Source organism: Streptomyces sp. NBC_00457 (assembly GCF_036014015.1).
Lineage (GTDB): Bacteria > Actinomycetota > Actinomycetes > Streptomycetales > Streptomycetaceae > Streptomyces.
Genome location: NZ_CP107905.1, coordinates 10,246,112 through 10,272,384, shown reverse-complemented (window position 1 = coordinate 10,272,384; position 26,273 = coordinate 10,246,112). Strand labels below are relative to the sequence as shown.

Below are 26,273 nucleotides of genomic sequence, written 5' to 3'. Positions count from 1 at the left end.
GGCGTGCACCAGCAGGCTCCATGCCTCCGTGCCGTACGTCCCTGAACGCCTTCCCTGAGAGGACACCTCCGTGTCTGCCGCAAGACCGCTCACCACCCTGCGCACCTTCGCCGCCCTCGCGGCGCTCCCCCTGATGCTGACCGCCTGCGGCTACGGCGCCGAGTCCACCGACGACGGCAAGCAGACCGAGGTCGCGGCGGACGCCAAGAAGCTCTCCACCGACGAAGTGAAGATCGGCTACTTCCCCAACCTCACGCACGCCACCGCGCTGGTCGGCGTCCAGGAAGGCCTACTCCAGAAGGAGCTCGGCGGCACCAAGATCAAGGCGTCCACCTTCAACGCCGGCCCGTCCGAGATCGAGGCGCTGAACGCCGGCTCCATCGACATCGGCTGGATCGGCCCCTCCCCCGCCATCAACGGCTACACCAAGTCGAGCGGCAAGAACCTGCGCATCATCAGCGGTTCGGCGTCCGGCGGTGTGAAGCTCGTCGTCAACCCGGACAAGATCAAATCCCTGAAGGACGTCAAGGACAAGAAGATCGCCACCCCGCAACTCGGCAACACCCAGGACGTCGCCCTGCTCAACTGGATCTCGGAGCAAGGCTGGAAGGTCGACGCGGAGAGCGGCAAGGGCGACGTCTCCGTGGTCCGCACCGACAACAAGATCACGCCGGACGCCTACAAGTCCGGCTCCATCGACGGCGCCTGGGTGCCGGAGCCGACCGCGTCCAAGCTCGTCGCCGAGGGCGGCAAGGTGCTGCTGGACGAGGCCGACCTGTGGCCGGACAAGAAATTCGTGATCACGAACATCATCGTGCGACAGGACTTCCTCAAGGAGCACCCGGACGTCGTCGAGGCCGTGCTGCGCGGCTCGGTGAAGACCAACGAGTGGATCAACGCCAACCCGGACAAGGCCAAGGCCTCCGCAAATGAGGCGCTGGAGGAGCTGTCGGGCAAGGCCCTGCCCGCCGAGGTCATCGACCCGGCCTGGAAGTCGATCACCTTCCTCGACGACCCGCTGGCCGCCACCCTCAACACCCAGGCGGAGCACGCGGTGAAGGCCGGCCTGCTGGAGAAGCCCGACCTCAAGGGCATCTACGACCTCACGTCCCTCAACAAGGTCCTCAAGGCCGAGGGCAAGGACCAGGTCGCCGACGCCGGTCTCGGCGCCGAGTAGCCGAGTAGCCGAGTAGCCGAGCAACTGACAACCGCATCCGATGAGTTCCCAGGAGGTGACGACCATGGCCACGACCACGACCCTCGCCAAGGCCGCAGACGACGCCGCGACGGCCGCACACGCCGCCCGGATCGAGCACGTCTCAAAGTCGTTTCCAGGCCCCGCCGGACAGCAGCTCGTGCTGGACGACATCAGCATCGATGTCGCGCCCGGCGAGTTCGTCACCCTCCTGGGGGCCTCGGGCTGCGGCAAGTCCACGCTGCTGAACCTGGTGGCCGGGCTCGACGCCCCCACCACCGGGTCCATCACCACGGACGGCCGACCGGCCCTGATGTTCCAGGAGCACGCCCTCTTCCCGTGGCTGACCGCGGGCAAGAACATCGAACTCGCCCTCAAACTCAGGGGCGTCGCGAAGCACGAGCGCCGCGACAAGGCCGAGGAACTCCTCGAACTCGTCCGGCTCAAGGGCGCGCACGGCAAGCGGGTGCACGAGCTGTCCGGCGGTATGCGCCAGCGCGTCGCCCTCGCCCGCGCGCTCGCCCAGGAGAGCCGGCTGCTGCTGATGGACGAGCCGTTCGCGGCGCTGGACGCCATCACGCGGGACGTCCTGCACGACGAGCTGACCCGGATCTGGGCGGAGACCGGGGTGTCCGTTCTCTTCGTCACGCACAACGTGCGCGAGGCGGTGAAGCTGGCGCAACGCGTCATCCTGCTGTCGTCGCGGCCCGGCCGGATCGCCCGCGAGTGGACGGTCGGCATCCCGCAGCCCCGCCGCATCGAGGACGCGCCCGTGGCGGAACTGTCCGTCGAGATCACCGAAGTACTGCGTGGGGAGATCCGCCGCCATGGCCAGCACTGACACCGGCGTCGACGCCGAGAAGAACGGCTCGTCGACAACCGGGGAGCCACAGGACCGGCAGGATCTGGCCGGGCTGGAGGCCGGGCTCGATGCCCTGGACTCGGTACAGGGCGGCCGCACTCCACTGCGCGAGACCCTGATCCGCAAGGTGCTGCCGCCCATCACCGCCATCGCACTGGTCCTGGTGGTCTGGCAACTGCTGGTGTGGGCCAGGATCGTCCCCGACTACAAGCTGCCCTCACCGTCCGCGGTGTGGGACGAGGTGACCAACGCCTGGCTGCAGGGCACGCTCCTCGACTACATCTGGACCAGCGTCTCGCGCGGCCTGCTCGGCTTCCTGATGGCACTCGCCATCGGCACGCCGCTGGGCCTGCTCGTCGCCCGGGTGAGGTTCGTCCGCGCTGCCATCGGCCCCATCCTCTCCGGTCTCCAGTCGCTGCCGTCCGTGGCCTGGGTGCCTCCCGCCGTGCTCTGGCTGGGCCTCAACAACTCGATGATGTACGCCGTGATCCTGCTCGGCGCGGTCCCGTCCATCGCCAACGGCCTGGTCGCGGGCATCGACCAGATCCCGCCGCTGTACCTGCGCGCCGGGCGGACACTGGGCGCGACCGGACTGCGCGAGGCCTGGCACATCGTGATGCCAGGGGCGCTCCCCGGCTACCTTGCGGGACTGAAGCAGGGCTGGGCGTTCTCCTGGCGCTCGCTGATGGCCGCCGAGATCATCGCCTCCTCGCCCGACCTCGGCGTCGGTCTCGGCCAGTTGCTGGAGAACGGCCGCAACAACGCCAGCATGTCCCAGGTGTTCCTCGCCATCTTCCTGATCCTGCTCGTCGGCATCGCCATCGACCTCCTCATCTTCAGCCCGCTGGAGCGGCGAGTGCTGCGCGGCCGGGGCCTGCTGGTCACCCGCTGAACGAACGGAAGCACAGCGATCGGGGCCTGCCCGGCGAACAGCACGTCATGACCGGCTGACCACAGGGCCTGGGCGGCTGAATCATCTCCCACCTCCGGCCACGCCCTGCCTTTCCAGGTGCTCCGCGTCAGCTCGGTGGCCGGTGCGATCACCGCGCTGCTCACCGTGAACCCGCCCCTGACGCCCAGCGCGTGATGGCCGGCCGGACCGGCGCTTGACCTTGCCCCTGAGGGCAAGGTTTAGCGTTGAGCGAGGTGAACGACATGAAGATCAGTGAGCTCGCACGTCAGGCCGACGTGACGACCAAGGCTGTGCGGTACTACGAATCGCTGGGGTTGATCACGCCCGAGCGCCTCGCCAACGGCTACCGGAACTACGACGAGGACGACGCACGCCTCGTGCGGGAGATCAGGACACTCCACCTGCTGGGGATTCCCGTCGAGCGCACCCGGCCGTTCCTGGAGTGCCTGGCGGCCGGACGTCTGCACGCCGACGACTGTCCGGCCTCGCTCGCGAGCTACCGGGAGGCCATCGACGAGCTCACGGGACGCATCGAGGCACTGACCGCTCGCCGGGCGACGCTCATCACCAACCTGACCACCGCCGCCCACCGGGGCAGCAGCGTCAAGCCGCCGGAGCGGACCGGAACAGGAGGCGAGGACTACCTGACACTGCCCGCCGACCTGCCCGCCCCCGAGGACGACGCCGCCGCGGACCACCTGCCCGGCACGAAGGCGCCGCGGCTCTCCCTGCCCAGCACGGCGGGCAAGGAGATCCGGCTGGACGCGCTCGGCCCCCGCCGCACGGTGATCTACGTCTACCCCCTCACCGGCCGCCCCGGCACCGACCTGCCCGAGGGCTGGAACTCCATCCCCGGAGCCCGTGGCTGCACCCCCGAGACGTGCGGCTTCCGCGACCACTTCCAAGAGCTCCTCGATGCCGGCGCGGGCCGCGTGTACGGGCTGTCCAGCCAGGACACCGACTACCAGAACGAGGTCGTGGAACGGCTCGGGCTGCCCTTCGACATGCTCTCCGACCCGGCTCTCGGTCTGGCCGACGCCCTCGGCCTGCCCACCTTCCAGGCCGGCGGGATGCGGCTGTTCAAGCGGCTCACGCTCGTCGTCCGCGACGGCGTGATCGAGCACGCCTTCTATCCGGTCTTCCCGCCCAACGAACACGCCCAGCAGGTCCTCACCTGGCTGCGCGAGAACCCGCAGTAGCCCCGTCGCGAGGTCGCATTTATCAACATTTGTACGAAAGGCTGACCATGTACGTCCCCAAACCCTTCGTACCCGACGAGACCGCGGTCCGCGAGCTGCTGACCAACCACGGCGCGTCCGACCTGATCACCATGACCGAGCAAGGCCTCCTGGCCACCTTGCTGCCCTTCGACTACGACCCGGACACCGGAGAGCACGGCGCGCTCATCGGTCACATGGCACGCGGCAACGACCAGTGGAAACGGCCGGTGCGGGGCGAGGCCATGGTGATCGTCCGCGGGCCCGAGGCGTACATCACGCCGTCGTGGTACGCGACCAAGGCCGAACACCACCGCGTGGTGCCCACCTGGAACTACATGACCGCGCACGTGTACGGGCAGCTTGTCGTGCACGACGATCCGGCCTGGATCGAGGCACAGATCCGCCGCCTGACCGACCGCCACGAAGCCGGCTCCGCCGAGCCCTGGTCCATCGACCAGGCCCCGGCCAAGTTCGTCGAGCGGCAGTTGCGCGCCATCGTCGGTGTCGAACTCGCCATCAGTCGGATCGAGGCCAAGTTCAAGCTCAGCCAGAACCAGCCGCAGGAGAACGTCGAAGGCGTCATCGCGGGCCTCGAAACCCGAGGCCACACCGGCGACGCCACGGTCGCGGCAGCGGTCCGCGCCCACAACCGGCAGGCCACCACGTCCTGACCCACACACGACGGCACCGCGCCGGCACCGGAGGCCGACGTCAAGGTCCCCACCTCCTGCCGGGAGTGCACCTGCGGAACCTGCGAGACCAACGTCCTGGCGGGCGTCGTGGACCACCGCGACTCCGAGGGCTGTTCGGGCCACCGATGGTCCTGCTCAGTACGGAGAACGAGGACGGCAGACCGGTCGGATCAACGCGGGCCGGACAGGACGTGGGCGGTGCCGGGCAGGCTCTTTGTGGTTGCAGACGTGGACTTCTTCGGGGTGGCGGTGACCACGGCAGCGCCTTCCCTGCAGTGATCGGTCTTCTCCGCCGCCGTCATGGGGCGGGAGACCCAGTCGACGACGCCCATCTCCTGCGGGACGGGACCGGTGGCGGTGAAGTCACGGACGTACCAGATGTAGTGACCCCATTTGCGGTCCTTGTACGTCACCGTGTACTCACCTCCCGCGGTCTGCATCTTGGTGTTCCGGTTGACCCAGCCGACCTCCCCCGCGGGGACGGTGAGGTCCGTCTCGTCGGTGACTCGGGTCTCCCAGCTCCACTCGTGTCCGTAGGTGGTCTGGAAGCTGAGGCTGTACTCCCCGCCGACCAGGGCATTTCCGATCTTGTAGCTGGCTCCCAGCTCGACGCTGAGCGAGTTCTTGCCGCCGGTCGCGTCCGTCCAGGTCATCTTCTTCACCTGCTCGATGCTCGTGCAGTTGTACGCCCGGGCCACCTCGTGCGCCCCGCCGTAGCTGTAGGTGACGTCGCCCTTGTGCTCGAACTTGCAGGTCGCGATCTTCTCGTCGCAGTCCGCGAAGAGCTGGGCGGCGGTCGGCGACTCCGCGTAGTTCCACTGGATGGAGCTGGTCCGGTCGTCCACACCGTCCCCGACCGAGAGCTGACCGCCGATCTGCCAGCTGGTGGAGTCGCCCTTCAGCTCGGGGTCGGCGAAGTGACGGGCCTGGCAGTCGTTGAAGGTCTGGTACGAGCTGATGGCGTCGTTGAACTCGGCGGGCACCTGGTCGACCTGGAAGCCCGGCCCGTCGGGGGTGCACTTGCTCTCGGCGGTGAAGCTCATGGACTTGCCCGTGTGGTCCGAGTCCAGGTACTCGGTGCCGATGACGACGGCCGGCTCCTCATCGGCCCGCAGCTCGGCGGCGGTGCCCGCGACGTCGATCTTCTTCTGGAAAGCCGGGTTGGCGACGGCCGCACGGACGTCCAGCGGAGCGTCCTTGACCCGGCCGTCGGTGGCTGCCGCGATGGCCGCGCGATAGGTCGGGAAACATTGCACGGGACCGCCGGATATATCGACGGTGCAATGTGATCCGGCTGCCTGCGAACCGGGCTCGGTGGTGGTCGCCAACGCGGTGATCGGCACGGTAAGGGCCACCACACTGGTGCCCGCCGCAGCGATGATCACGGTCTTCTTGGAACGGCTCTTCATCCGGTGCTTCATCTGCGGTTTGCCTCTTCGGGCCAGGGGATCGCCGACCAGCCGCACGAGCAATTGACTGGGCCAGTGCTTACGGGCAGGGAGGCTAGTCCAGCGCATCAGGAGGCTTCTGAGGCTTGAGGGAAACCTGAGGTGCCCGGGACCAAGTCGGCACCGTTTTCCGGACCTTGGGCCGCCCGGAGTTGTTCCAGGAGGCCGCCGAGGTCTACCGAATCGCCTCTGCCAGGTCTGAAAGCAGAACGTCGCCCACCAACTCCTCGACCACAGCGGTGCCGTGTTCGGTCATGGCGCGGGTCAGTTCGGGGTCCCAGGGTGCCTCGGTGAGGCGGCCGGGCTGAGGGCCATGGGGTGTGCGGGCGACCGCGGCGCGGTAGTCCGCCGCCGTCATGCGCCAGGGGCGGGCCGGCGTCTTGTCCAGGAGATACGCGGCGATGCGGATGCCTTCGCCGTCGAAGTCGCCGTGGTAGCGCAGGATGGCGCCCTGGTCCGCGAGGAGACGGAGGACGTGGATGGCCGCGCTGTTGGGCCAGCCGGATGTACACACGAGCGGCGGACAGTCCGGGCCGAAGCGGCGTACGGCGAGGGCCAGGATGCTGGGGTTCTCCACGGCGTGGACGACGGGTGGTGGCTCGGTAGCGAGGGTGAACTCCCCCGGATTTCGCAGTTGAGCGAGGGTCAGGCTGGCGGCCTGTCCGGTCTCGGCACAGACACGGGCCACACGGGCGAGCGGGCCTTCACCGGCCGGGCGCAGTCCACCGACGAGAACGGTGGCGGACAGGTCGTCGTCGGCGACGCCCGCGCGAGTCCACAGAGCGCGCCGGTCCGCCGTGGATTCCGGCGGAGCGGCGTCGTGGAGGGTCGCCAGAGCACGCAGAACGAGGGTCGACAGGCGGGTGCCGTCGTCGAGTGCGTGGGAGTCGCCCCTCAGGACCCGGGCAGCGAAGACGGGCAGGGGCTCAGCCTGAGCGGGAAGTTCCGCGAGCACGGTCAGTGCGTCGGCGAGCAGGGTTCGGGTTCGTTCCGTGGAGCCGCCGACCAGGCCGGCGGCTCGGCATGACGCGGTCCAGTCGGCGAGCGCGGGCTGGGCCCGCACGGTGTCATGACCGTCCAACCATGTCCACAGCTGGGCCCGTTCTCCTTCCTGGCGGCGTCGTTCGCCGGCACGGTCGTCGAGGGGACCGACGAGTTCGGTGACCGTTTCGCGCACCGTACGGCCGCACAGGTCGGTGACGGCCTCTTCCACGCGGGCCAGTGGTATGGAGGGGCGAGGGTCCGGCAGGCGGTCCAGGCCGAGGAAGTCGGCGAGGGCCTCGCGCTGGGCGTCGTCGAGCGGTCCGAGGCGCACCCGTGTGACGGGGCGGCCGGAGGACAGGCGATGGTGCAGGGTGTGCCAGAGCGGGCGGAGTTCGGGGCGGCGCAGGGTGTGTTCGCCCGGGGCGGGTTCCGCGTGGGTCATCCCGCCTCCAGGTCGATGCCGTTCCAGACGAAGCGGGCGCTGGTGACCGCGTCGTCGTCCCCGTCGGTGAGGAGTTGGTGGACGGCGATGCCGGGCAGTTCGCCGTAGGTGCACCACTCGTGGTCGGAGGTGACCATGAGGTCCAGGTCGAGTGCGGTGAGCAGGGCGAAGACCTGTCCGCGGTTGACGGTGTCGACGCCGACGAAGACCTCGTCCAGCAGGATCGGCCGGGGCGCCAGGGGCACGGCCTCGTAGTGGGCGGCGACCGCGGCGAACAGCGGCAGGTGCAGCGCGATGGCCTTCTCTCCGCCGGAGAGCGCGCCGTGCAGCTTCTTGGTCAGCGGCTGCCAGCCGGTCCCGTTCGCCCGGTCGAGGCGGACGGTGAAGCGGTGCCAGGCGGTGTAGTCGAGCACCTCGCCGAGCTGTTCCTCCCAGCTCGCGGCCGTGTCGCTGCCCTTGGCCTCCTCGATACGAGCGCGGAAGAAGGCGTGCAGGGCCTCCCGGTCGGTCTCGGTGACCCGGCCGGGGTCTTTGAGCAGCATCTGACGGGCGGTCCGGGTGCTGTCCGGAAGATCAGGACGGACGTCCCAAATGAGTTGGACGGCGACGTTGGAGGCGGTACGGACCCGCTCCAGGTGTCCGTTCATGCGGTCGACGAGTTCGCCGGCCTGACGGATGCGGGCTGCGAGGTGGCGGCGGATGTCGCCGGTGAGGATCTGGTCGAAGAGGCGTCGCTCGGCGGTGGTGATGTCGTCACGGCTGCGGTCCCGCTCCTGAGTGAGCGTGGTGAGCAGGCCCGTCGCCCCCACGCGTACGCCGTCCAGGGTGGCGGTGAAGAGCTGGATGTCGTCGTCGGGTTCCAGGTCCAGGTCGGCACGGGCGCCGAGGCGCCGGCGAGCCTCGTGCACCGCTTCGGAGAGCCGGGTCGCGGCGTCGCCCAGGTTGCGTGGGGCGTGCGGGATACCGGGCCACTTCGCCGCTGTGGCGCGGGCGGCCTCCAGGGTGGCCTTGGTGCCGTCCCCGGCACCGAGTTCCGGTGCGGTGCCGGCGTCCTCGGCCAGCCCGACCAGGCACAGGTGCCGGAACCGGTGCGCCGCACCGTCCCGGGTCGCGACGGCTTGTTCCCGTCGTTCGGCGTCCTGACCGCTGGTGGCCCGCAGTCCTCCGATACGCCCTTCCAGGTGCAGCAGGAGGTCGGCCGCCCGGGCGGCCTCCTCACGGCAGCGGCGGAGTTCGGCGCGCGCCTCGCCGACGCGCGCCACGATCTGTCGGTAGTCCTCGCCGACGGTGGCCTCCACCGCTTCCAGGCGTGCCTTCAGCCCCGCGGCCTCCGCTTCCGCGGCAGCCGCGTCCTGGGCCTGTTCCTCGGCGGCCCGGCGCGTGCGGTCTGCCTGCACGGCCATCTGGTGGGCCCTGTCGGCGGCGGCGGTCGCGGTGAGGCTGGTGTCCACCCAGGTGTCGGCGGTGTCCCGGAACTTGTCGATGTCGGCGGAGAGTTCACGCAACCGGTCGCGGTCGGTGGGCAGTCCGTGTTCCGCGGCCCGCCGGCTGAGCGTGCGCAGCGCGCCCGCCACCTCGGTCTCACACCGGGCCAGGTGCGCGGCCGAGTCGCGCACTACGTCGTCCCGGGCCGCCACTCTCTCCTCGGCTCGGTCCCAGTCCCGCCGGCGGGCGTCGAGTTCCCGGTGGTCGGGTCGGGCTGCACGGTCGGCGTCCAGGCGGGCGCGGCGGGCGTCGAGGCCACGCAGCTCGTCGTCGAGGGCGGCGAGGGCAGCGTTCGTCTCGCTGATCCGCTCGGTCAGTTCACCGATCTTGCGTTGCCGGGCCCGCTGCCGGGCGAGGGCGCCGACGTACGCGGGTTCCGGCTTGCTCCACGTCCCGGTGGCGAGCGCGAGACGCCAGGCGCCGTCGGCGGAGACGGCCGCGGGGTGACCGCCGGGCAGAGAGGTGCCGTACGCGACCCCGGCGAGGATGCGGGTCACGGTGTCGGCCGGGACGGGGATGTCTTCCTCGGGCCTCAGCACCTCCAGCAGGCTGGGCCCCGGGGCGGTCACGGCCAGAGCCGCCTCGGCCCGGGTGTCGTGGCCCGGCAGCGTGATCCCGTCGTAGGGGCTGACCCAGGCGTCCAGCAGGCCCGACGCCTGGAGTGCCGCCTCCACCGCGGCCTGCACGGGCAGCGGGACCCCTTCACGGAAGCCGACCAGTCGCCACAGGGGTGCTCCCGCCGTCGCCGTGCGGACGGTGGTGCGAGTGGAGGGGGGTGAAGGCGGCAGGTCGGTCTCACCACTCAGCCGTCGTACGTCCCCTTCGAGTCGGGTCCGCTCGTCCAGCAGTCCCTGGCGTGCGGCTCGGGCGGTGCCCTCCGCGGTGGCGATCTCCTGTTCCAGCGGGCGTGCGGAGGCTTCGGCCAAGGCCCTCACGTCGGCTTCGGCCGCCGCTGCGGCCGCCAGTTCGTCGAGGTCGTCGATGCGTAGTTCCGTGCAGCCCTCGGCCCAGCCGAGCAGCCGTTCCGTCTGCTCGGCAACGGCCGCGTCCCAGGCGCCGGACGCCTCGTCCCGCCGGGCGATCGCCTCCGCGAGTCGCGCACGGGCCTCGTCCAGCAGGTCCTCGGCGGCGCCCCGGTCGCGTACCGCGCGATCGTGCTCGTCGATCGCCTCGGTGACGAGGGTGATCTGCTGCCGCCGGGCCGTGACCGCGCCCCGCAGCAGCCGACGGGTCTGCGGGGCGCCGTTCTCGCCCCTCGTGCGGGTGCCGCCGGAGTCCTCGGCCCGACGGTCCCCCGCCTGACGCCTCGTGCCGTCGGGGACGGGCACGGCGAGATCCGCGTCGAGGATGGTCTTCACCTCGTGATGGATGGACTCCATGCCCACCGCCCGGGCCGACCGGCGTGCTTCCTCGGCGGCTTCGCACGCGTGCGCGTCGAGTGTGCGGGCGTGACCCGCCGCGTCGTCGGCGTGCCTCCGGTCCTCCTCGGCCCTGGCTCGAGTGGCCTGGGCAGTGGCACGCTGCCGCCCGGCGGCGGTGACCGCGTCCTCGGTGCGCCGGCGGAGTCGGTCGAGTTCCTCGCCCTGCTTGTACGCGTCGCTCTCGCGCAGCCCCTCGACGGTCTCTTCCAGGGCGTGCGCCCGCATCTCGTGTTCGTCGCGCCGGGCCTGGGCCGACTCGCGCTCCGTCAGCGCCTGTTCGAGTTCCTCGGCACTCTGACGGGCGGCGCGGGTGAGGTCGTCCATCTCGGTGGTCGCCGAGATCAGCGCGGCCGAGGCAGCACGCAGAACCCGTCGCGCGTAGGCGCGCTGCCGGGATGCGACCGTCTCGGCCGCCGTCACCTCCTCGTCGAGCCGCTTGAGGTGTTCGCGTTGACGGTCCAGTCGCTCGAAGCCCTCGGCGAGTTCGGCGACTTCTCCCTCACCCAGCGGAGGCAGAGCACGGGACAGCAGGGTGGACAGCAGGGACGGGTCGAGCCGTTCGGACAGTTTGGGCTGGCGCAGCTGGAGCAGGGCGGAGAGCAGCGACTCATAGCGCTGCTCCCCCATGCCGGCGAAGAGTTCACGCCGTACGGCGGTGCGATAGTCGGTGGCCGAGGCGTGTACGTCGCCGCGGTCGCGCAGGGTGTCGACGAGGGCGGCCCGCGTCAGTGGCTGTCCCGCCTCGTTGACGAGGAGCACGCCGTCGCGGTGGGCGATCCTGGAGCCGGTGGTGAAGTAGTCGGCGTGTACCCCACTGGTGTGCACGCTCGCCTGCAGGCGTGCGCCGCAGCCGAACCACCGCTCGGTGCCGTCGTCGCCGACGCGGTGGAACTCCATCCATACGTACCCGACGCGGGTCTTGCCGGAGGCGCCTTCGCCCAGCAGGTTCCAGTGCATGGTGCGTTCCGAACCGCCGAACGTGGAGAGGCGGTTGGGGCGGAGGCTGGCGTCGAAGAGGAACGGGAGCAGCAGCTCCAGGGCCTTGGACTTGCCGGAACCGTTCTGGCCGCGCAGCAGCAGGCGGCCCTGGTGGAAGGTGAAGGTCTCGTCGTAGTAGCGCCAGACGTTGAGGATGCCCGCGCGGTGCGGCTGCCAGCGGCTGCGGGAGGCGTCCGCCGCCCCCGTCGGCGGCCCGGCCGTTTCGGTGGGCTCCGCCGGCCGTCGCGGGAAGGCAAGCTCTGTCACGCTCACCGCATGTCTCCTTCCTGTTCAGGTCCGGGCTCGTCCTCCGGGACCGAACTCGTCGTCTGAGTCAGGCGGTAGCGGTACGCGGCCGGGCACGCGACGAGACGGCCCCCGGTCCTGCGGGCCAGACCGACGTCACGCAGTACGCGTACGGCGTCGTCGGACAGCCGGGCCGCGCCGTCCTCGGACTGATACGCCTTGGCCCAGCGCGGGAAGCGGCGCAGCAGTTCCGCTCCGGCCTCGGCGAGTTGCTCGGGCAGCATCCCGGCAGGCGCGGCGCAGAGCGGCTCCAGAAGGAGCAGCGCGGCGACCCGGGCAGTGGACGTGTCGTCGGGAAAGCGGACGTCGGTGGCGATCCCGTCCGGGTCGACGAGGAGATATCCCTCGGCTCGTTCCTCCAGGAGGAAGCCGGCCTGTTCCACCGAGCGGCGCAGAATCTGCCGTCCGGTCAGGGAGGTGACGTACGCCAACTCGTCCTCGGCGAGGTCCGCCCGGTACAGCACGGGGTCGTCGAAGAGGCGGCGCAGCACCGAGTGGCGCAGTCTCAGGTTGCGTTGCGCGTCGGTGACGGCGGTCTCGCTGTGCGCGTCGTCGGCCGTCCCTTCGACGGCCGCGCCGCCGTAGCGGCGTTCCCGCGCAAGGCCCGTGAGAAGTTCCTCGAACCGCGCGGGCACCTCGTCCGGGGGCACGGCGAGTCGGGAGGCTCCGACGGGCGCGGCAGGCAACCGCATCAGCAGCGTGGTGTCCACGCGGTAAAGAACCTTCGCCTCCGCGGACTCGACGTACGCCTCGGTCGTCCCGTCCACCGCGCGCAGCACGTCGTACGACTCCAGCAGCTTCAGGACGTCGACGAACGCCGTCCGCTCCGGCCGGCGGACCGGGTCGAACGCGGCCAGCGCCCGGTCGGCAGCCGTCGCCTGCACGACACGGTCGGCGAGCATGCCGATGGTCGTCATCGGCATCGACAGCAATTCCGCCGCGGCCACGCACAGCAGGACGTAACGCCGGCGGTCGAACGGGGCCCGGCCGGAGCGTGCCCTGCGGGCCGGGCGGGAGTCGTCCGGGTGCGCGCGGACCTTGGTGAGGCGGGCGTACCCGCGGCGGGGTTCCACGACCAGGCTCCAGCCGCACGTGTAGTCGAACCACTGGGCCAGCGGCTCGCGACGGCGTCGTACCAGTTCGAAGCCGGCGGGTTCGGCGGTCTCGGTCAGCAGGGGGCGGGCCAGGAGCAGGCGGATGGCGCGGGCGACCTCTTCCCGTTCCGCGGCGGCCAGTTGGTTGGCGAGTGTGCTCATCCCGCCGCCTCCCGCCGCGCGACGCGGAAGGCCGGGAAGGCACTCGCTCCGCCCGCGGCCGTGATGTGGACGACGTAGTCCGGTCCGGTCAGTGTGCCCTTCGCGGTGTGCAGTACGGCGGTGCGCTCGTCCGGAGGCGGCGACAGCGCGATCTCCACCCGGCCGTCTCCCGTCGTGGCCCGCCGCAGACCGCCCGCGTCCTCCCGGGCGCACAGGGCCCGGCCCAGCAGGTCGAGCAGGCGGTCGAAGACAGCGGGATCCAACGCGCCGAAGGAGGAGAGCCGCACGGGTCCGTCCGTCTCCAGCATCTGCCAGGCGCGCGCGAGTTCCGCTCGCTCCGCTCGGGCCCGCTCAGCGCGCTGCGCCCTGATGGCCGCGACGTCCCGCACTTTGGCCGTGCGTGTGAAGCGCTCCGTCCGTCCACTGGTCCGCAGCAGCGCCGACACCGCCACGGGCGGGGCCTCGGACCAGGAATGGGACGACGGGATCAACTCCGGGTCGGGGTGGGCGAGGTGAGCGTGGCGCGCCGGGCCCAGCCCGAAGGCCGCCGACCACAACCGATGCAGATCCTCCTCCGCGGGAGCCGCGGCGAACCAGCGCGCCAGTTCCCGGAAGTCCTGCACGGCGCTGGAGGAGCGGCGCCGTGACTCGTTGATCCGTTCCAGGACCTGCAGGAGCGAGACGATGGCCCGCCGGGCGATGTCGTGCAGCTGCTCGATCCGGGGCCGCGCCCCGTCGTCCGGCAGGAACCACGCACGCAGGCCCGCCCACCGCGCCCGCCTGCTCTCCAGCCAGGCAGCCGCCGGATCCTCACCGGCCACCGGCGGCAACTCGGCACCACGGAGGGCTCGTTCGCGCAGCACGACGATCCCCCGCTCCTCCACCCGGGCCACGGCGCCGGCGACCGCCTGCCCGCGCCGGTCGAGGTTGACCAGGAACTCCTGCAGATACGCGACGGTGGCGGCCTTGACCTCCCGGAACACTTCCAGATCCGCGCCCTCGGCGCGCAGGAGTCGTTGCAACTCCCCGTTGAACGCCTTGGTGTTCTCCACCAGAGCGTCCAGATGCCCCTCCAGCTCCCGAAGCGTGCTGAAGATCCGGCGATCGGCCGAGGCGGGTTCATCGGAGAGCAGGCACAGCTCGTCGAGCCGGTCGGCGATCGCCTCCAGCACGGCCGTCTGCAGCGCGCCCGTGGAGGCGAGAACCTCGAGCGCGTGCCGCACTCCGGCGAGAGCGGCCTCGCCGCGGCGGGTCAACGAGTAGTGCAGATTCCGCCGTTCGTACTCCTCCGCCGTGCGGTAGTTCTCCGCGTGGTTGTGCACCACGTCCAGGAGCTCCCACTGCACCAGTTTCCTGAGCGCCTCATGCAGTTCGTCGTCCTCGACCGCCGCCGCCCAGCCCACCCCGCGCAGTCTCTCGCGCACCGCGTCGATCCCCAGCGCCGTCTCCAGGTGCTCACCTGCCACACCGAATGCGTCCAGCACCGCCCCGTACAGGTCAGACCTCTCCACCGTCGTGAACCGGAACATCTCCGGTGGCACCCTGCGCACGCCTGTCGACCTCCCCTGCCGCCTCGGCGGCTCCCGGATCTCCACGGTAGAGGGCGGCTCCGACATTCATGGGCGAGTCCCAGAACAGGGGATTCATCCGGCGAGAATCGGTCGGACGGCCTCGCGCCGGCCGGGTCTGCGTGGAGTCGGCGTCCGGACAGACGCCGATGTGCTCAGGCCACGCGGCCGGTCTCGCAGGCGGCGAGCAGCGCGCGGACCGCTTCGACGGCGGTGCCGGTCACCGACGGGTCCGCTCCGTGCCGAGGGCGCGCGCTGAGCCGTACCGGAGAGACGGCGGGCAGGCCGTCGACCGGGGTCAGGCCCTCGGGGGACTGGCCGCCGGGCACGGCGAGCAGTGCGGCGCCCAGTCCGGCGCGGGCCGCGTCCAGGACGCCGGCGAGATATCCGGCCTCGGCGACGACGGTGGCCGGGGTGTGGTCGGCGGCCAGCGCGGTAAGGGCGCGGCGGCGGATGACGCACGGTTCGTTGATGGCGACCAGCGGCAGCGGGGCGGGGGCGACCGGCGGCTTCCAGCCGGGGGCGGCGTACCAGCGCAGCGGCAGTCCGCCCACGGGGCTGCCCGCCGCGGCGGTCGCCTCGGTGACGTAGACGGCGAGGTCGAGCTCCCCGCGGTCGACCGCGTCCGTCAGCCGCGCCGAGCGGTCGATCCGCACGCGTACCTCGGCGCCCGGTCGCACCTCCCGTACGGCCTCGGTGAGCACCGGGAGGATCTGGTCGGCGCCGTGCTCCGTGGCGCCGATGACGATGGTTACGGCTTGCGGGCCGTCCTCGCCCAGCAACCGGCGTACGGCCGCGTCGTGTGCCGCGACGACCAGCCGTGCCTCCTCCAGCAGTTGCGTGCCATGGGCCGTGAACCGGGTCTTGCGGCCGTCACGTTCGACGACGGGACGGCCGAGCGTCTTCTCCAGCCGTCGTACGTGCTGGCTGACCGCGGACTGGCTGAGTGCCAGCGCACCGGCGGCGCGATGGAAGCCGCCGTAGTCGGCGACGGCGATCAGGCTGCGCAGCGCCACGATGTCCAGGACCGGTCGCATGGGCGCAGGCTAGCACCGATCGATTATGGATCGTGATCGGTTTTGATGGCGAATCGTCGTTGGACGTACGGCTTTCCCCTCCTGCATGCTGGGCGCATGTCGCGTACAGCCAACGCGTCGGCCTGCGGGCCGCGCCCCCACAGCACCGGACCCCGGCCGTCGGCCGTCGGGTCGGCGGTGTGCTGCGGTGCGGGCACCCGGCTGACGCGGCGGCGGGTGGTCGACCTCGGCCGCGCCGTCACGATGCGCTGTTGCTGATCAGCGCACGCGCAATGCTCCGTTGAGCCACACCCGGTCCAGCTGATCCCGCACGCCCGTCTGCTGCGGGCTCTCCACGCATGTGCGCCTCACACTTTCCCCGCCCACGGCACAGCCGCATCCCGTTGGCCCCTGAGCCCTCAGATGAATCGAGTCAGCATGAGCTCTCCTCAGCCTGTCCACGCCTGGGACGAACCAGAGGGAATCGCCCCGCGCGGCACCCTCGTCGTCCTCCCCGGCCGCGGCGAACACGGCGGCGTGTACGAGCGGTTCGGCCGCCGCGTCGCCGCCGACGGCTACCGCGTACGGGCCCTGACGGATCCGTCCCCCGACCCGGAGCCGGTCACCGACCAGGCCGCCAAACTGCTGCGCGACGAGACCCTGCCCAGTCCCCGGGTGCTGGTCGGCTCCGACGCCGGGGCCCTGTACGCGGCATCGCTCGCGGCACGTGGCACACCGGGCCTGGACGCGCTGATCCTCGTCGGACTGCCCACCGCACCGCACGCCACCGCACCGGTGCCCGACTGGGAGGCCGAACTCGACCAGCGCACCGCCTGCCCCACGCACCGGGGCAGGCTCACCTCCGACGACGCGTTCCGGCGCGACGCTCTCACCGCCCCGGCCCCCGCCGAACTGCCCGCCCTGGACGGCATCTCCGTCCCCGTCCTCGCCCTGCACGGCACCGACGACACGGTCAGCCCGCTCCCGGAGGCCGCCCGCGCCTACCGCGCCCTGCCCGGCGTGGAGCTGGTGAGCCTGGCCAGGACCCGGCACGACGCCCTCAACGACATCACCCACCGCACAGCCGCCGCCACGATCGTGCTGTTCCTGGAGCGGCTGCGGCTCTCCCCGGACCTCGCGCCCATCGCCGTACGGGAAGACCTCGCCGTGCGGGAGGACCTGGCATGACCGTCCAGGTGTTGACCGACGTGGCCGAGCTGCGCTCCCTCCTGCACAGCAGTGATCCGAGCCCCGTCGTGCTCGACGTGCGGTGGCAACTCGGCGACCCGCACGGACGCGAGCACTACCTCAAGGAGCACATCCCCGGCGCCGTCTACGTGGACCTCGACACCGAACTCGCCGCCCCGCCCACGCCCGAGGGCGGTCGCCATCCCCTTCCCGACCCCGCCGAGTTGCAGGCGGCCGCTCGTCGCTGGGGCCTGACCGCGGGCCGCCCGGTGGTCGTGTACGACGACAACGGCAACACCGCCGCCGCCCGCGCCTGGTGGCTGCTGCGCTGGGCGGGAGTCGAGCGGGTGACTCTGCTGGACGGGGCGCTGGGCGCCTGGCGCGCGGCCGGGTTGCCGACGGAAGCCGCAGAGCCCGAGCCCTCCTCGCCGGGCGACATCGTCCTCACGCCGGGTCGGCTGCCGGTGCTGGACGCGGACGCGGCGGCCGAAGTCGCCCGTGACGGTGTGCTGTTGGACGCCCGCGCGGCCGAGCGGTACCGCGCCGAGAGCGAACCGGTCGATCCGCGCGCCGGGCACATCCCCGGTGCGCTGTCCGCCCCCACGGGCGACAACCTCCATCCCGACGGAACCTTCCGCGACGTGGAGGAACTCGCCGTGCGGTTCACGGCGCTGGGTGCCGATGACGCGACCGAGGTGGGGGTCTACTGCGGTTCCGGCGTCACGGCCGCCCACCAGATCGCGGCGCTCGCCCACGCCGGCATCCCCGCCGCGCTGTACCCCGGCTCCTGGTCCGCGTGGTCCGCCGACCCCGACCGCCCAGCCGTGCTGGGCGAACGACCGTACTGAACTGCCCTCCCCCGTCCCCACGAGAGGCCGAGCCATGCCTGCCCCGAACACCGCTGTATCCGGAACCTCCCCACCGACACACGCACCATCACCGCATACGGACACACCGGCCCCGTCCCTCACGAAGACCGACCGCCCCGCAGCCCCGCGAAAGCCCCGCACCCTTCGTGTCCCCCGTGGTGTGCGACGAGCCGCCGGCCCCGTCGGTCTGCTGCTGTTCTGGTTCCTGGCCAGCACCACCGGAGTGCTGCCCGAGTCCGTACTGGCCTCACCCGTCGACGTCCTCCAGCGCGCCATAGACCTCACCGGCACCGGTGAACTGCCGCAGGCCATCGCCGCGTCCGGGCGCCGTGCCGCGATCGGGTTCCTCATCGGTGCGGCCGTCGCCCTCGCGCTGTCGCTCACGGCGGGACTGTTCCGGCTCGGCGAGGACGTCATCGACGCGTCGATGGGCATGTTCCGGGCCATCCCCTGGGTGGGCCTGATCCCGCTGTTCATCGTATGGTTCGGCATCGACGAGACCCCGAAGATCGCGCTGGTCGCGCTCGGAGTGACGTACCCGCTCTACTTCAACATCTACGGCGGCATCCGCTCCGCCGACGCCCAACTCATCGAAGCGGGGCGGATGGTGGGGCTCGGCCGCATCGGTCTGATCCGGTACGTGATCCTGCCGTCCGCGCTGCCCGGAGCGCTGGTGGGTCTGCGGTACGCACTGTCCACCGCCTGGCTCGCGCTGGTCTTCGCCGAGCAGGTCAACGCGGACGCCGGCATCGGCTACCTGATGAGCAACGCCCAGCAGTACTTCCAGACCGACGTCATCGTCCTGTGCCTCGCCGTCTACGCCGTACTCGGGTTGCTGTGCGACTTCGCCGTACGGCTGCTGTCGCGGCGGCTGCTGGCCTGGCGGGCCTCGTTCGACGGCGAAGGAGCGTGACGGAGATGACCGCGAGTGTGGAGGTCCGCGGACTGACCCGCGCCTTCGACGACAAGACCGTCATCGACGGGCTCGATCTGACCATCCGCCAGGGCGAGTTCGTCGCCCTGCTCGGCCACAGCGGCTGCGGCAAGTCGACGCTGCTGAAGTCCTCGCCGGGCTCGACAGCGAGACCGAGGGCGAGGTGACCGTCCCGGAACGGCGCTCGGTGGCCTTCCAGTCTCCGCGGCTGATGCCCTGGCTGCGCGCGTGGCGCAACGTCGTGCTCGGGCTGCCCGGCTCCCCGGACCGGGCGCTCGCCGAACGCTATCTGGCCGAGGTCGGCATCGAGGAGTACGCGGGCCGCTGGCCCAAGACCCTGTCCGGAGGTCAGGCCCAGCGCGTCTCGCTGGCCCGCGCCCTGGTGCGCGAGCCCGAACTCCTGCTGCTCGACGAACCGTTCGGCGCCCTGGACGCGCTCACCCGCGGCAAGGCACAGCGGCTCGTGGCCGATCTGTGGCAGCGGCACGGCTGCTCGGTGCTGCTGGTCACGCACGACGTGGAGGAAGCGCTGCTGCTGGCCGACCGCGTGCTGGTGATGGACGGCGGGCGGATCGCGTACGAGGCCGAAGTCGGCCTGGAGCGGCCGCGCGACCTCGGCTCCCCCGACTTCGTACGACTCCGCGGCGAACTGCTGCGTCGCCTGGGCGTCCACGACGCCTCGGCACATCCCCTGGAAGAGGCATCCGCATGAACCCCGTCCACCGCATCAGCCGGCGTGTGCTGAGCTCCGCACTCGTCCTCACCGCGCTCCTCGCCACCGCCGGTTGCGGCGGGAACAGCGAGGCCGCGTCCGGGGGCTCTTCGTCGCGGGTGACCCTGACCATCGGCGACCAGGCGAAGAACCTGCAGACCCTGTTCGACGCCTCCGGCGCCCTCAAGGGGACGTCGTACGACGTGAAGTGGGCCGAGTTCGAGGGCGCGGCACCGCTCTTCCAAGCCGTGCAGGCGGGCGCCGCGGACACTTCCTACGCCGCCGACCTCCCCACCCTCCAGGCCCTCTCCGGCGGTGTGCCCGTCAAGGCGGTGGGCGCGCTGCACAACGACGGCACGCACACCGGGATCGTGGTCCGCAACGACTCCTCGGTGAGGAGCGTCAAGGACCTCAAGGGCAAGAAGGTCGTGGTGTCCTCGGCCAAGGGATCCATCGCCGAGTACCTGCTCGCGCACGCGCTGCAGCAGGCCGGGCTGAGCTACGACGACGTCCAGGTGCAGTACCTGCTGCCGACCGACGCGCAAGCCGCGTTCACCTCCGGCAAGGTCGAGGTCTGGGCCACCTTCGGCGTCTACAAGGCCGTCGCCGAGCAGCAGGGCGGCCGGCTCCTTGTCAACGGCGCCGACGGGCGTGTGAGCGGCTACGGCTTCATCGGCGCCTCTGAGAAGGCCCTGTCGAGCAAGGGCAAGAAGGCCGCAATCGCCGACTACCTGCGCCGCCTGGACAAGGCCCTCGCCTGGTCGCAGAAGCACCCCGACGACTACGCCAAGGCCATCCAGCAGAACAACGGCGCCTCCCCCGAGGTCGCCAGGACACTCGTGAGCCAAGCCAACAGCGAGCTCCTGCCGGTGAGTTCCCAGGTGGTCGACGCCGTGCAGAAGGTCGGCGACACCATGCACGGCATCGGCGTCCTCACCCCGAACCCGACCGTCGCCGACCACGTCGACACCAGCCTCGTCAAGGAGTGAGCCCCGCCATGCCGGTCGAGTTCATCAGCGCCGTCCACCCCAACCCCGCCACCGAGGACGACCCCACCGCGGGCACGGGCATCGACGTCGACTACGCCCGGCATTACGCCCGCGCGCTGGACGACGGCGGCTTCGACTACACCCTCGTCACCTACCACTCCGCCTCCCCCGACGCCCTGCAACTGGCCCAGTTCGTGGCCCACCATACCGAGCGCATCAAGCCCGTCCTCGCCCACCGCCCCGGCGTGATCTTCCCGACCCACGCGGCCCGCGCCCTGGCCACGCTGGACCGGATCAGCAAGGGACGCCTGGCGGTCCACATCATCTCCGGCGGCAGCGACGAGGAGCAGCGCCGCGAAGGCGACTACCTGAGCAAGAGCGAGCGGTACGCGCGCTCCGACGAATACATACAGATCCTGCGTGACGTGTGGGCGGCCGACGGGCCGATCTCCCACGAGGGCCCGTACTACCGCTTCGAGGGCTTCCGCTCCGACGTCACCCCCTACAACGGCACCATCCCGATCTCGGTGGGCGGCTCCTCCGAGGACGCCTACCGGGTGGGCGGGCGGCAGGGCGACATCTTCGGGCTGTGGGGCGAGCCGCTGAAGGAGACCGCCGAGCAGATCGCCGCGGTCAACGCCCACGCGGACGCCGCCGGACGCCCGCACCCCCGCATCTGGGTGTCGTTCCGCCCGATCATCGCCCCCACCGACGAACTGGCCTGGGAGAAGGCCCACCGCATCCTCGGCTCCATCAAGACCAACCACACCGAGCGCGCCAAGCAGCGCCACTATCCGGCACTCGGCCATGGCACCCCCGCCAACGTCGGCTCCCAGCGACTGCTCGCCATCGCGGAGCGCGGCGAGGTGCACGACCGCTGCCTGTGGACCGCGCCCGCCGCGGCCACCAACGCCGCCGGCGCCTCCACCGCGCTGGTCGGCTCGCCCGAGACGGTCGCCAAGGCGCTGCTCGACTACGTCGACATCGGCTGCGAGCTGCTGTCCGTCCGCGGCTACGACCCGCTCAACGACGCCATCGACTACGCCCGTCACGTCCTCCCGCTGGTCCGGCAGGAACTGGCGCACCGGGCCGCCTCGGGAGCCGCCGCGTGAGGCGGGCCGGGCCCGCGCTCGCACTCGCCGCGCTCCTCATCGTCGTACTCAGCGCCTGCGGTGGCCCCGCGGGCGCGGACGACGACGGCGATACGGTCACGCTGCGCGTGGGCGCGACGGGCTGGCAGCGCGAGGAGGCGCTGCTGAAGTTCGCCCGCCTCGACGACACGCCGTACCGGGTGCGATGGAGCCTCTTCCAGGGTGGCGACAAGCAGTTGGAGGCGGTCCGGGTCGGGGCACTCGACGTGGCCGGCTCCAGCGAGATCCCGCCGGTCTTCGCCGCCGCCGACGGCAGACCCAACTTCGACGGCAGACCCAACTTCAAGGTCGTCGCCGTGCAGCGCGGCACCACACTCAACCAGGAAGTCATCGCCCCCAAGGGCTCGGACGTCACCTCGATCGCGCAGCTCAAGGGCAAGAAGGTCGGCTACGTCAAGAACACCACCGCCCACTGCTTCCTCTACGAGCTGCTCCAGCAGGCGGGGCTCGGCTGGGACGACATCACCGCCACCCCACTGGAACCCGACACGGCGCTGGTCGCGCTGAACGGCGGCTCGATCGACGCCTTCGCCGGCTACGGCAACGCGATCACCGCCGCCCGTCAGCAAGGCGGCAACCCCGGGCTGAGCCGAGACAACCCCCTCGAACGCCACTTCCGAGACGTCCAGTGCGCCCGGGTGCACGCCCCGCAGGAGGACGTGGCACTGCTCACCCTCGGCAGCCGAGCACTGGAGGCCACCGGATGACCCTCACCCACCCTGCCGCCGCCGACACCCTGTTGACCGCCCTGAGCCGCGACCTGCCGGGAGACGCGCTCACCACCGCCCCCGAAGCCACCGCCCCGTACGCCGCCGACCGCTCCGGCAGCCGCCCGGACGGCGAGCCCCTGGCCGTCGTGCACGCGGCGAACGCCGAACACGTGCGAAGGGCACTGCGGCACGCGCACGCGCTGCGGGTGCCGGTGGTGCCGCGCGGGGCCGGGACCGGACTGTCCGGCGGCGCGAACGCCGACACGGGCACGGTCGTGCTGGACCTGTCGCGCATGAACCGGATCCTCGACCTGGACCCACACGACCAGATCGCCGTCGTCGAACCGGGCGTCATCACCGCCGAACTGGACCACGCGGCAGGTGAGTTCGGGCTGCGCTACGCGCCGGATCCGGCCAGCGCGGCCATCTCCACCGTGGGCGGCAACATCGCCACCAACGCGGGCGGGCTCCGCTGCGCCAAGTACGGGGTGACCCGGGACGCCGTGCTGGGCCTCGACGTGGTCCTCGCGGACGGCACGCCGATACGGACCGGCCGGCGCACCGTCAAAGGGGTCACGGGCTACGACCTGACGGCCCTGCTCACCGGCTCCGAAGGCACCCTGGGCGTGATCACGGCGGCCACGCTACGGCTGCGCCCACTGCCGGAGTCGACGGCCACCGTCGCCGCGTACTTCCGCACCTTCGCCGAGGGCGCCGAGGCCGTGTCGGCGCTGACCGCGGCCCGGCTGGAGCCCGCCATGGCCGAGCTGCTGGACGGGCCGGTGCTGGGAGCCGTGGACGACGCGCAGGGCACGGACCTGCGCTCACGCGGCGGTGCGCTGCTGCTTCTGCAGTGCGACGGACGCGCGGCACAGGCCGAGGCGGACCTGGCGGTACGGCTGCTGCGCGGGCGCGCGACATCGGTCGAGACCACCGCCGACCCGGCGGAGGCGGACCGGCTGCTCACGGCCCGCAGGCTCGCCCTGCGCGCTCTGGAACGGCTGGGCCGGGTGCTGATCGAGGACATCGCGGTGCCCAGGACCCAACTGGCCGCCGCAGTACGGGAGATCACGGCCGTCGCCGAGGGTCACGACGTACGGATCTTCACCCTCGCCCACGCCGCGGACGGCAACCTCCACCCCATCCTCGTCCTCGACCCCGACACTCCCGGCATCCCTCACGCGGCCTGGCAGGCCGCGGGCGACATCTTCACCATCGCCCTGCGCCTGGGCGGCACCCTCACCGGGGAGCACGGAGTGGGCACCCTCAAGCGGCGCTGGCTCGCGGACGAACTCGGCCCGCAGCAGCACGCGTTGCAGCAGCGCATCAAGGCGGCCTTCGATCCGCACCACATCCTCAACCCGGGCAAAGCCCTCTGAAGGAGATCCCTCATGGCCACCGTTCTCTCCGTTTCCGGCAGCCCTTCCCCCACCTCCCGCACCGCCCGCCTCCTGCGCGACCTCGACTCCCGGCTCACCACGCAGGGCCACGACGTCGTCCCCTTGGACGTCCGCACGCTCCCGCCCGAGGCCCTGCTGCACGCCGACTTCGGCCATCCGGCGATCGTCGAAGCCACCGCCCTGTTCGAGCGGGCGGACGGGATCGTCATCGGCACCCCCGTCTACAAGGCCGCCTACTCCGGACTGTTGAAGTCCCTGCTCGACCTGCTCCCCCAGTACGCACTGGCGGGCAAGACCGTCCTCCCGCTCGCCACCGGCGGCACCACCGCCCACGTCCTCGCCATCGACTACGCCCTGCGCCCGGTCCTCGCCTCCATGGGCCCCGCACACATCACCCCGGGCTGGTTCGTCCTGGACAAACACATCGAGGTACGGCAGGACGGCGGCATCGTCGTCGAGCCGGGTACGAGGGAGGCGCTGGACCAGGTCACCGACCAGTTCTCCGCAGCCCTCAGCGAACGCCGGCCGCTGGGGGCGGCGGCGTGAGCGACAACCGGCGGCCGTCTCGCCTTTGACGCGTACGTCAGGGATAGGCGTCTGCGCGCCGGCCCCGGCCGCCAGGGCCGACAGCACATGGATCGCCACCGTACGAGACGATCAGTGCCGTCCCCGGCACAGCCCCCTTCGCGACCGGCGTCAGATCATGGTCACCGGATGCCGCACCACCGCGTCGCCGGGTGGCTCATTTTGGGGCGGGCATCCGGGAGGGTGGGGGTTTGGAGCTGGGCGGGCCCTTCGTGAGGGAACGGATTTTCTTGCGTCGAATGTGTGACCTTTACTGTCGGGTCTCGTTGGATGTGGTGACGGGATTTTCGGGCGGGGCCGGGCAGGGGGTGGCGGGGTGGGTGGGCTGCGGTCACCGGCCAAGTCGTTCGTCGTGACCGGCCCGAGCGGTGTCGCCGTGCGGACCCGCCTCAAGTGTCTGACGCCGCAGGACGAGAAGGTTCTCGGGCTGGTCGGCGCGCATCTTGGTTCGCTCGCCTCGAAGGATCTCAAGGCCCGCTGCGCAGAGGGTCTGGAGCATTCCGCGGACGCGTGGGCCGTGCGCAAGCGGGAGCTGACCGCGGTGTCGTCGTCGCGGTGGGCAGGCAGCATCACCAAGGCCACACATGATCAGTGGGCGCTCGCCCGTCGCTGCCAGTCCGCCCACATCCAGGGCCTGGAAGCGGGCATCGCCACGATCGCGCACCGGTTGTCGCTCCCGGTCGGGGAGAAGGGCAGCAAGAAGGCGCCGGGCGGCTACCGTTCCCGTCAGGAGTGGCATGCCAAGACCCGCCGCCTGCATGTCCTCGAAGACCGGCTGGCCGCCGAGCAAGCCGACCGTAAGGCAGGGATCGTGCATGTGGTGAGAGGCGGCAAGCGCCTGGCCCGCTCCCGCCACCACCTCGACACCGCCCAGCTCACCGAGGACCAGTGGCGCAGGCAGTGGGAAGCCGAACGCTGGTTCCTCGCCGCCGACGGCGAGTCCCAGAAGCGATACGGCAACGAGACCATCCGCGTCAGCCCTGACGGCGAGGTGAGCATCAGGCTTCCCGCATCGCTGGCAGAGCTGGCGAACGCCAAGCACGGCCGCTATGTGCTGGCCGCCCGTGTGAGCTTCCCGCACCGGGGACCGGAGTGGGCCGACCGCGTCGAGGCGAACCGGGCCGTCGCGTACCGCATTCACCTGGATGTGGCACGCGGGCGCTGGTACCTCACCGCGTCCTGGCAGTACGCACCGACGCAGACGATGCCGCTTCAGGCTGCCCTGGCCGAGGGCGTGATCGGCGTGGACACCAACGCCGACCACCTCGCCGCCTGGCGCCTCGATGTGCACGGCAACCCGATCGGCAGCCCGCGCCGCTTCTTCTACGACCTGTCCGGCACCGCGCAGCATCGCGACGCCCAGGTCCGTCACGCCCTCACGCGGTTGCTGAACTGGGCGAAGACCTGTGGCGTCACAGCGATCGCGGTGGAAGACCTGGACTTTCGTGCGGAGAAGACCCGGGAGAAGCACGGCCGCAAGAAACGCTTCCGACAGCTGATCTCCGGCACGCCCACCGGGAAGCTCCGCGCCCGGCTCACGTCGATGGCCGACCACACGGGCATCGCGATCATCGCCGTGGACCCGGCCTACACATCCAAGTGGGGCGCCCAGTACTGGCAGCGCCCGCTGACCTCGAAGAACCGCACCACCACTCGCCACGACGCAGCCGCCGTGGCGATCGGAAGGCGCGCCCAGGGACACCCGATCCGGCGACGGACGGCACCGCCCCACGACGACCGGAGTGATCGTCGTGGGCATCGGACCGTCCAGGCCCGACCGGAGGTTGCCGGGCGTGAGGAAACCCGCCCCCGCATTCCCGGACCACGCACCAGATGCGTGCCGCCCGGATGCGGAGCGAACGCGGGAGACCAGAACGTCCAACACCGTTCGGGGCGTTCGGCTGAGCATGCGTCCTGGCAACAGGACTCACTCCCGCTCAGTCTCTAGG

20 protein-coding genes and 1 pseudogene are annotated in these 26,273 nt (G+C 71.2%); 15 read left to right on the top strand and 6 right to left on the bottom strand.

Annotation, left to right across the window (positions count from 1 at the left end; genetic code table 11):
• Positions 1 to 70 precede the first annotated feature (70 nt).
• From OG828_RS46820 to OG828_RS46800, 5 genes are all read left to right on the top strand, one after another.
• Entirely contained in the window at positions 71 to 1,177 is a 1,107-nt protein-coding gene (locus tag OG828_RS46820; RefSeq protein WP_328504592.1) for an ABC transporter substrate-binding protein, read from the top strand.
• Between the two features lie 40 nt (positions 1,178 to 1,217).
• Positions 1,218 to 2,036 (top strand): ABC transporter ATP-binding protein, encoded by an 819-nt coding sequence (locus OG828_RS46815; RefSeq protein ID WP_328504591.1) that lies wholly within the window; start codon positions 1,218 to 1,220, stop codon positions 2,034 to 2,036.
• The gene (locus tag OG828_RS46810; protein ID WP_328504590.1) at positions 2,023 to 2,949 is read left to right on the top strand and encodes an ABC transporter permease; all 927 of its coding nucleotides are present in this window, start codon (positions 2,023 to 2,025) and stop codon (positions 2,947 to 2,949) included. Before OG828_RS46815 ends, OG828_RS46810 begins: the two co-directional genes overlap by 14 nt.
• A 263-nt stretch (positions 2,950 to 3,212) precedes the next feature.
• Positions 3,213 to 4,169, top strand: a complete 957-nt coding sequence (locus OG828_RS46805) for a redoxin family protein (RefSeq protein ID WP_328504589.1) — start codon at positions 3,213 to 3,215, stop codon at positions 4,167 to 4,169.
• Positions 4,170 to 4,216: 47 nt separating this feature from the next.
• Complete coding sequence (locus OG828_RS46800) at positions 4,217 to 4,861, top strand: FMN-binding negative transcriptional regulator (RefSeq protein WP_328504588.1); 645 nt, start codon at positions 4,217 to 4,219, stop codon at positions 4,859 to 4,861.
• Between the two features lie 191 nt (positions 4,862 to 5,052).
• Here OG828_RS46800 and OG828_RS46795 read toward each other — a convergent pair whose 3' ends face one another.
• From OG828_RS46795 to OG828_RS46770, 6 genes are all read right to left on the bottom strand, one after another.
• Positions 5,053 to 6,291, bottom strand: coding sequence for a hypothetical protein (locus OG828_RS46795; RefSeq protein ID WP_328504587.1), 1,239 nt, complete (start codon positions 6,289 to 6,291; stop codon positions 5,053 to 5,055).
• Between the two features lie 214 nt (positions 6,292 to 6,505).
• Positions 6,506 to 7,756 (bottom strand): TIGR02679 family protein, encoded by a 1,251-nt coding sequence (locus tag OG828_RS46790; protein WP_328504586.1) that lies wholly within the window; start codon positions 7,754 to 7,756, stop codon positions 6,506 to 6,508.
• Positions 7,753 to 11,913 carry a TIGR02680 family protein gene (locus tag OG828_RS46785; protein WP_328504585.1) on the bottom strand — a complete coding sequence of 1,387 codons (4,161 nt, stop codon included), beginning with the start codon at positions 11,911 to 11,913 and terminating at the stop codon, positions 7,753 to 7,755. The genes OG828_RS46790 and OG828_RS46785 overlap by 4 nt, the downstream gene beginning before the upstream one ends.
• Entirely contained in the window at positions 11,910 to 13,202 is a 1,293-nt protein-coding gene (locus tag OG828_RS46780) for a TIGR02678 family protein (RefSeq protein WP_328504584.1), read from the bottom strand. Before OG828_RS46780 ends, OG828_RS46785 begins: the two co-directional genes overlap by 4 nt.
• Entirely contained in the window at positions 13,199 to 14,752 is a 1,554-nt protein-coding gene (locus OG828_RS46775; protein ID WP_328504583.1) for a TIGR02677 family protein, read from the bottom strand. Before OG828_RS46775 ends, OG828_RS46780 begins: the two co-directional genes overlap by 4 nt.
• Before the next feature lie 173 nt (positions 14,753 to 14,925).
• Positions 14,926 to 15,807 carry a LysR family transcriptional regulator gene (locus OG828_RS46770; RefSeq protein WP_328371161.1) on the bottom strand — a complete coding sequence of 294 codons (882 nt, stop codon included), beginning with the start codon at positions 15,805 to 15,807 and terminating at the stop codon, positions 14,926 to 14,928.
• Between the two features lie 417 nt (positions 15,808 to 16,224).
• On the opposite strand from OG828_RS46770, the gene OG828_RS46765 reads away from it, so the two are divergent.
• The 10 genes and pseudogenes from OG828_RS46765 (at position 16,225) to OG828_RS46720 (ending at position 26,272) form a co-directional block, all read left to right on the top strand.
• On the top strand, positions 16,225 to 16,974 hold the full coding sequence (locus OG828_RS46765) for an alpha/beta hydrolase (protein ID WP_328504582.1): 750 nt from the start codon (positions 16,225 to 16,227) through the stop codon (positions 16,972 to 16,974).
• Positions 16,971 to 17,822 (top strand): sulfurtransferase, encoded by an 852-nt coding sequence (locus OG828_RS46760; protein WP_328504581.1) that lies wholly within the window; start codon positions 16,971 to 16,973, stop codon positions 17,820 to 17,822. Before OG828_RS46765 ends, OG828_RS46760 begins: the two co-directional genes overlap by 4 nt.
• Positions 17,823 to 17,856: 34 nt before the next feature.
• On the top strand, positions 17,857 to 18,756 hold the full coding sequence (locus OG828_RS46755) for an ABC transporter permease (RefSeq protein ID WP_328504580.1): 900 nt from the start codon (positions 17,857 to 17,859) through the stop codon (positions 18,754 to 18,756).
• A gap of 5 nt (positions 18,757 to 18,761) precedes the next feature.
• A pseudogene (locus tag OG828_RS46750) lies at positions 18,762 to 19,489 on the top strand (ABC transporter ATP-binding protein).
• Positions 19,486 to 20,478 (top strand): ABC transporter substrate-binding protein, encoded by a 993-nt coding sequence (locus OG828_RS46745; RefSeq protein WP_328504579.1) that lies wholly within the window; start codon positions 19,486 to 19,488, stop codon positions 20,476 to 20,478. The pseudogene OG828_RS46750 and the gene OG828_RS46745 overlap by 4 nt, the downstream one beginning before the upstream one ends.
• An 8-nt stretch (positions 20,479 to 20,486) precedes the next feature.
• Complete coding sequence (locus tag OG828_RS46740) at positions 20,487 to 21,590, top strand: LLM class flavin-dependent oxidoreductase (RefSeq protein ID WP_328504578.1); 1,104 nt, start codon at positions 20,487 to 20,489, stop codon at positions 21,588 to 21,590.
• Positions 21,587 to 22,336, top strand: coding sequence for an ABC transporter substrate-binding protein (locus tag OG828_RS46735; protein ID WP_328504577.1), 750 nt, complete (start codon positions 21,587 to 21,589; stop codon positions 22,334 to 22,336). The genes OG828_RS46740 and OG828_RS46735 overlap by 4 nt, the downstream gene beginning before the upstream one ends.
• Positions 22,333 to 23,718: an FAD-binding oxidoreductase gene (locus tag OG828_RS46730; protein ID WP_328504576.1), complete on the top strand. Its 1,386-nt coding sequence runs from the start codon at positions 22,333 to 22,335 to the stop codon at positions 23,716 to 23,718. The genes OG828_RS46735 and OG828_RS46730 overlap by 4 nt, the downstream gene beginning before the upstream one ends.
• Positions 23,719 to 23,730: 12 nt before the next feature.
• On the top strand, positions 23,731 to 24,285 hold the full coding sequence (gene ssuE, locus OG828_RS46725) for an NADPH-dependent FMN reductase (protein WP_328504575.1): 555 nt from the start codon (positions 23,731 to 23,733) through the stop codon (positions 24,283 to 24,285).
• A 355-nt stretch (positions 24,286 to 24,640) separates the two neighbouring features.
• Positions 24,641 to 26,272 (top strand): transposase, encoded by a 1,632-nt coding sequence (locus OG828_RS46720; RefSeq protein WP_328504574.1) that lies wholly within the window; start codon positions 24,641 to 24,643, stop codon positions 26,270 to 26,272.
• Position 26,273 lies beyond the last annotated feature (1 nt).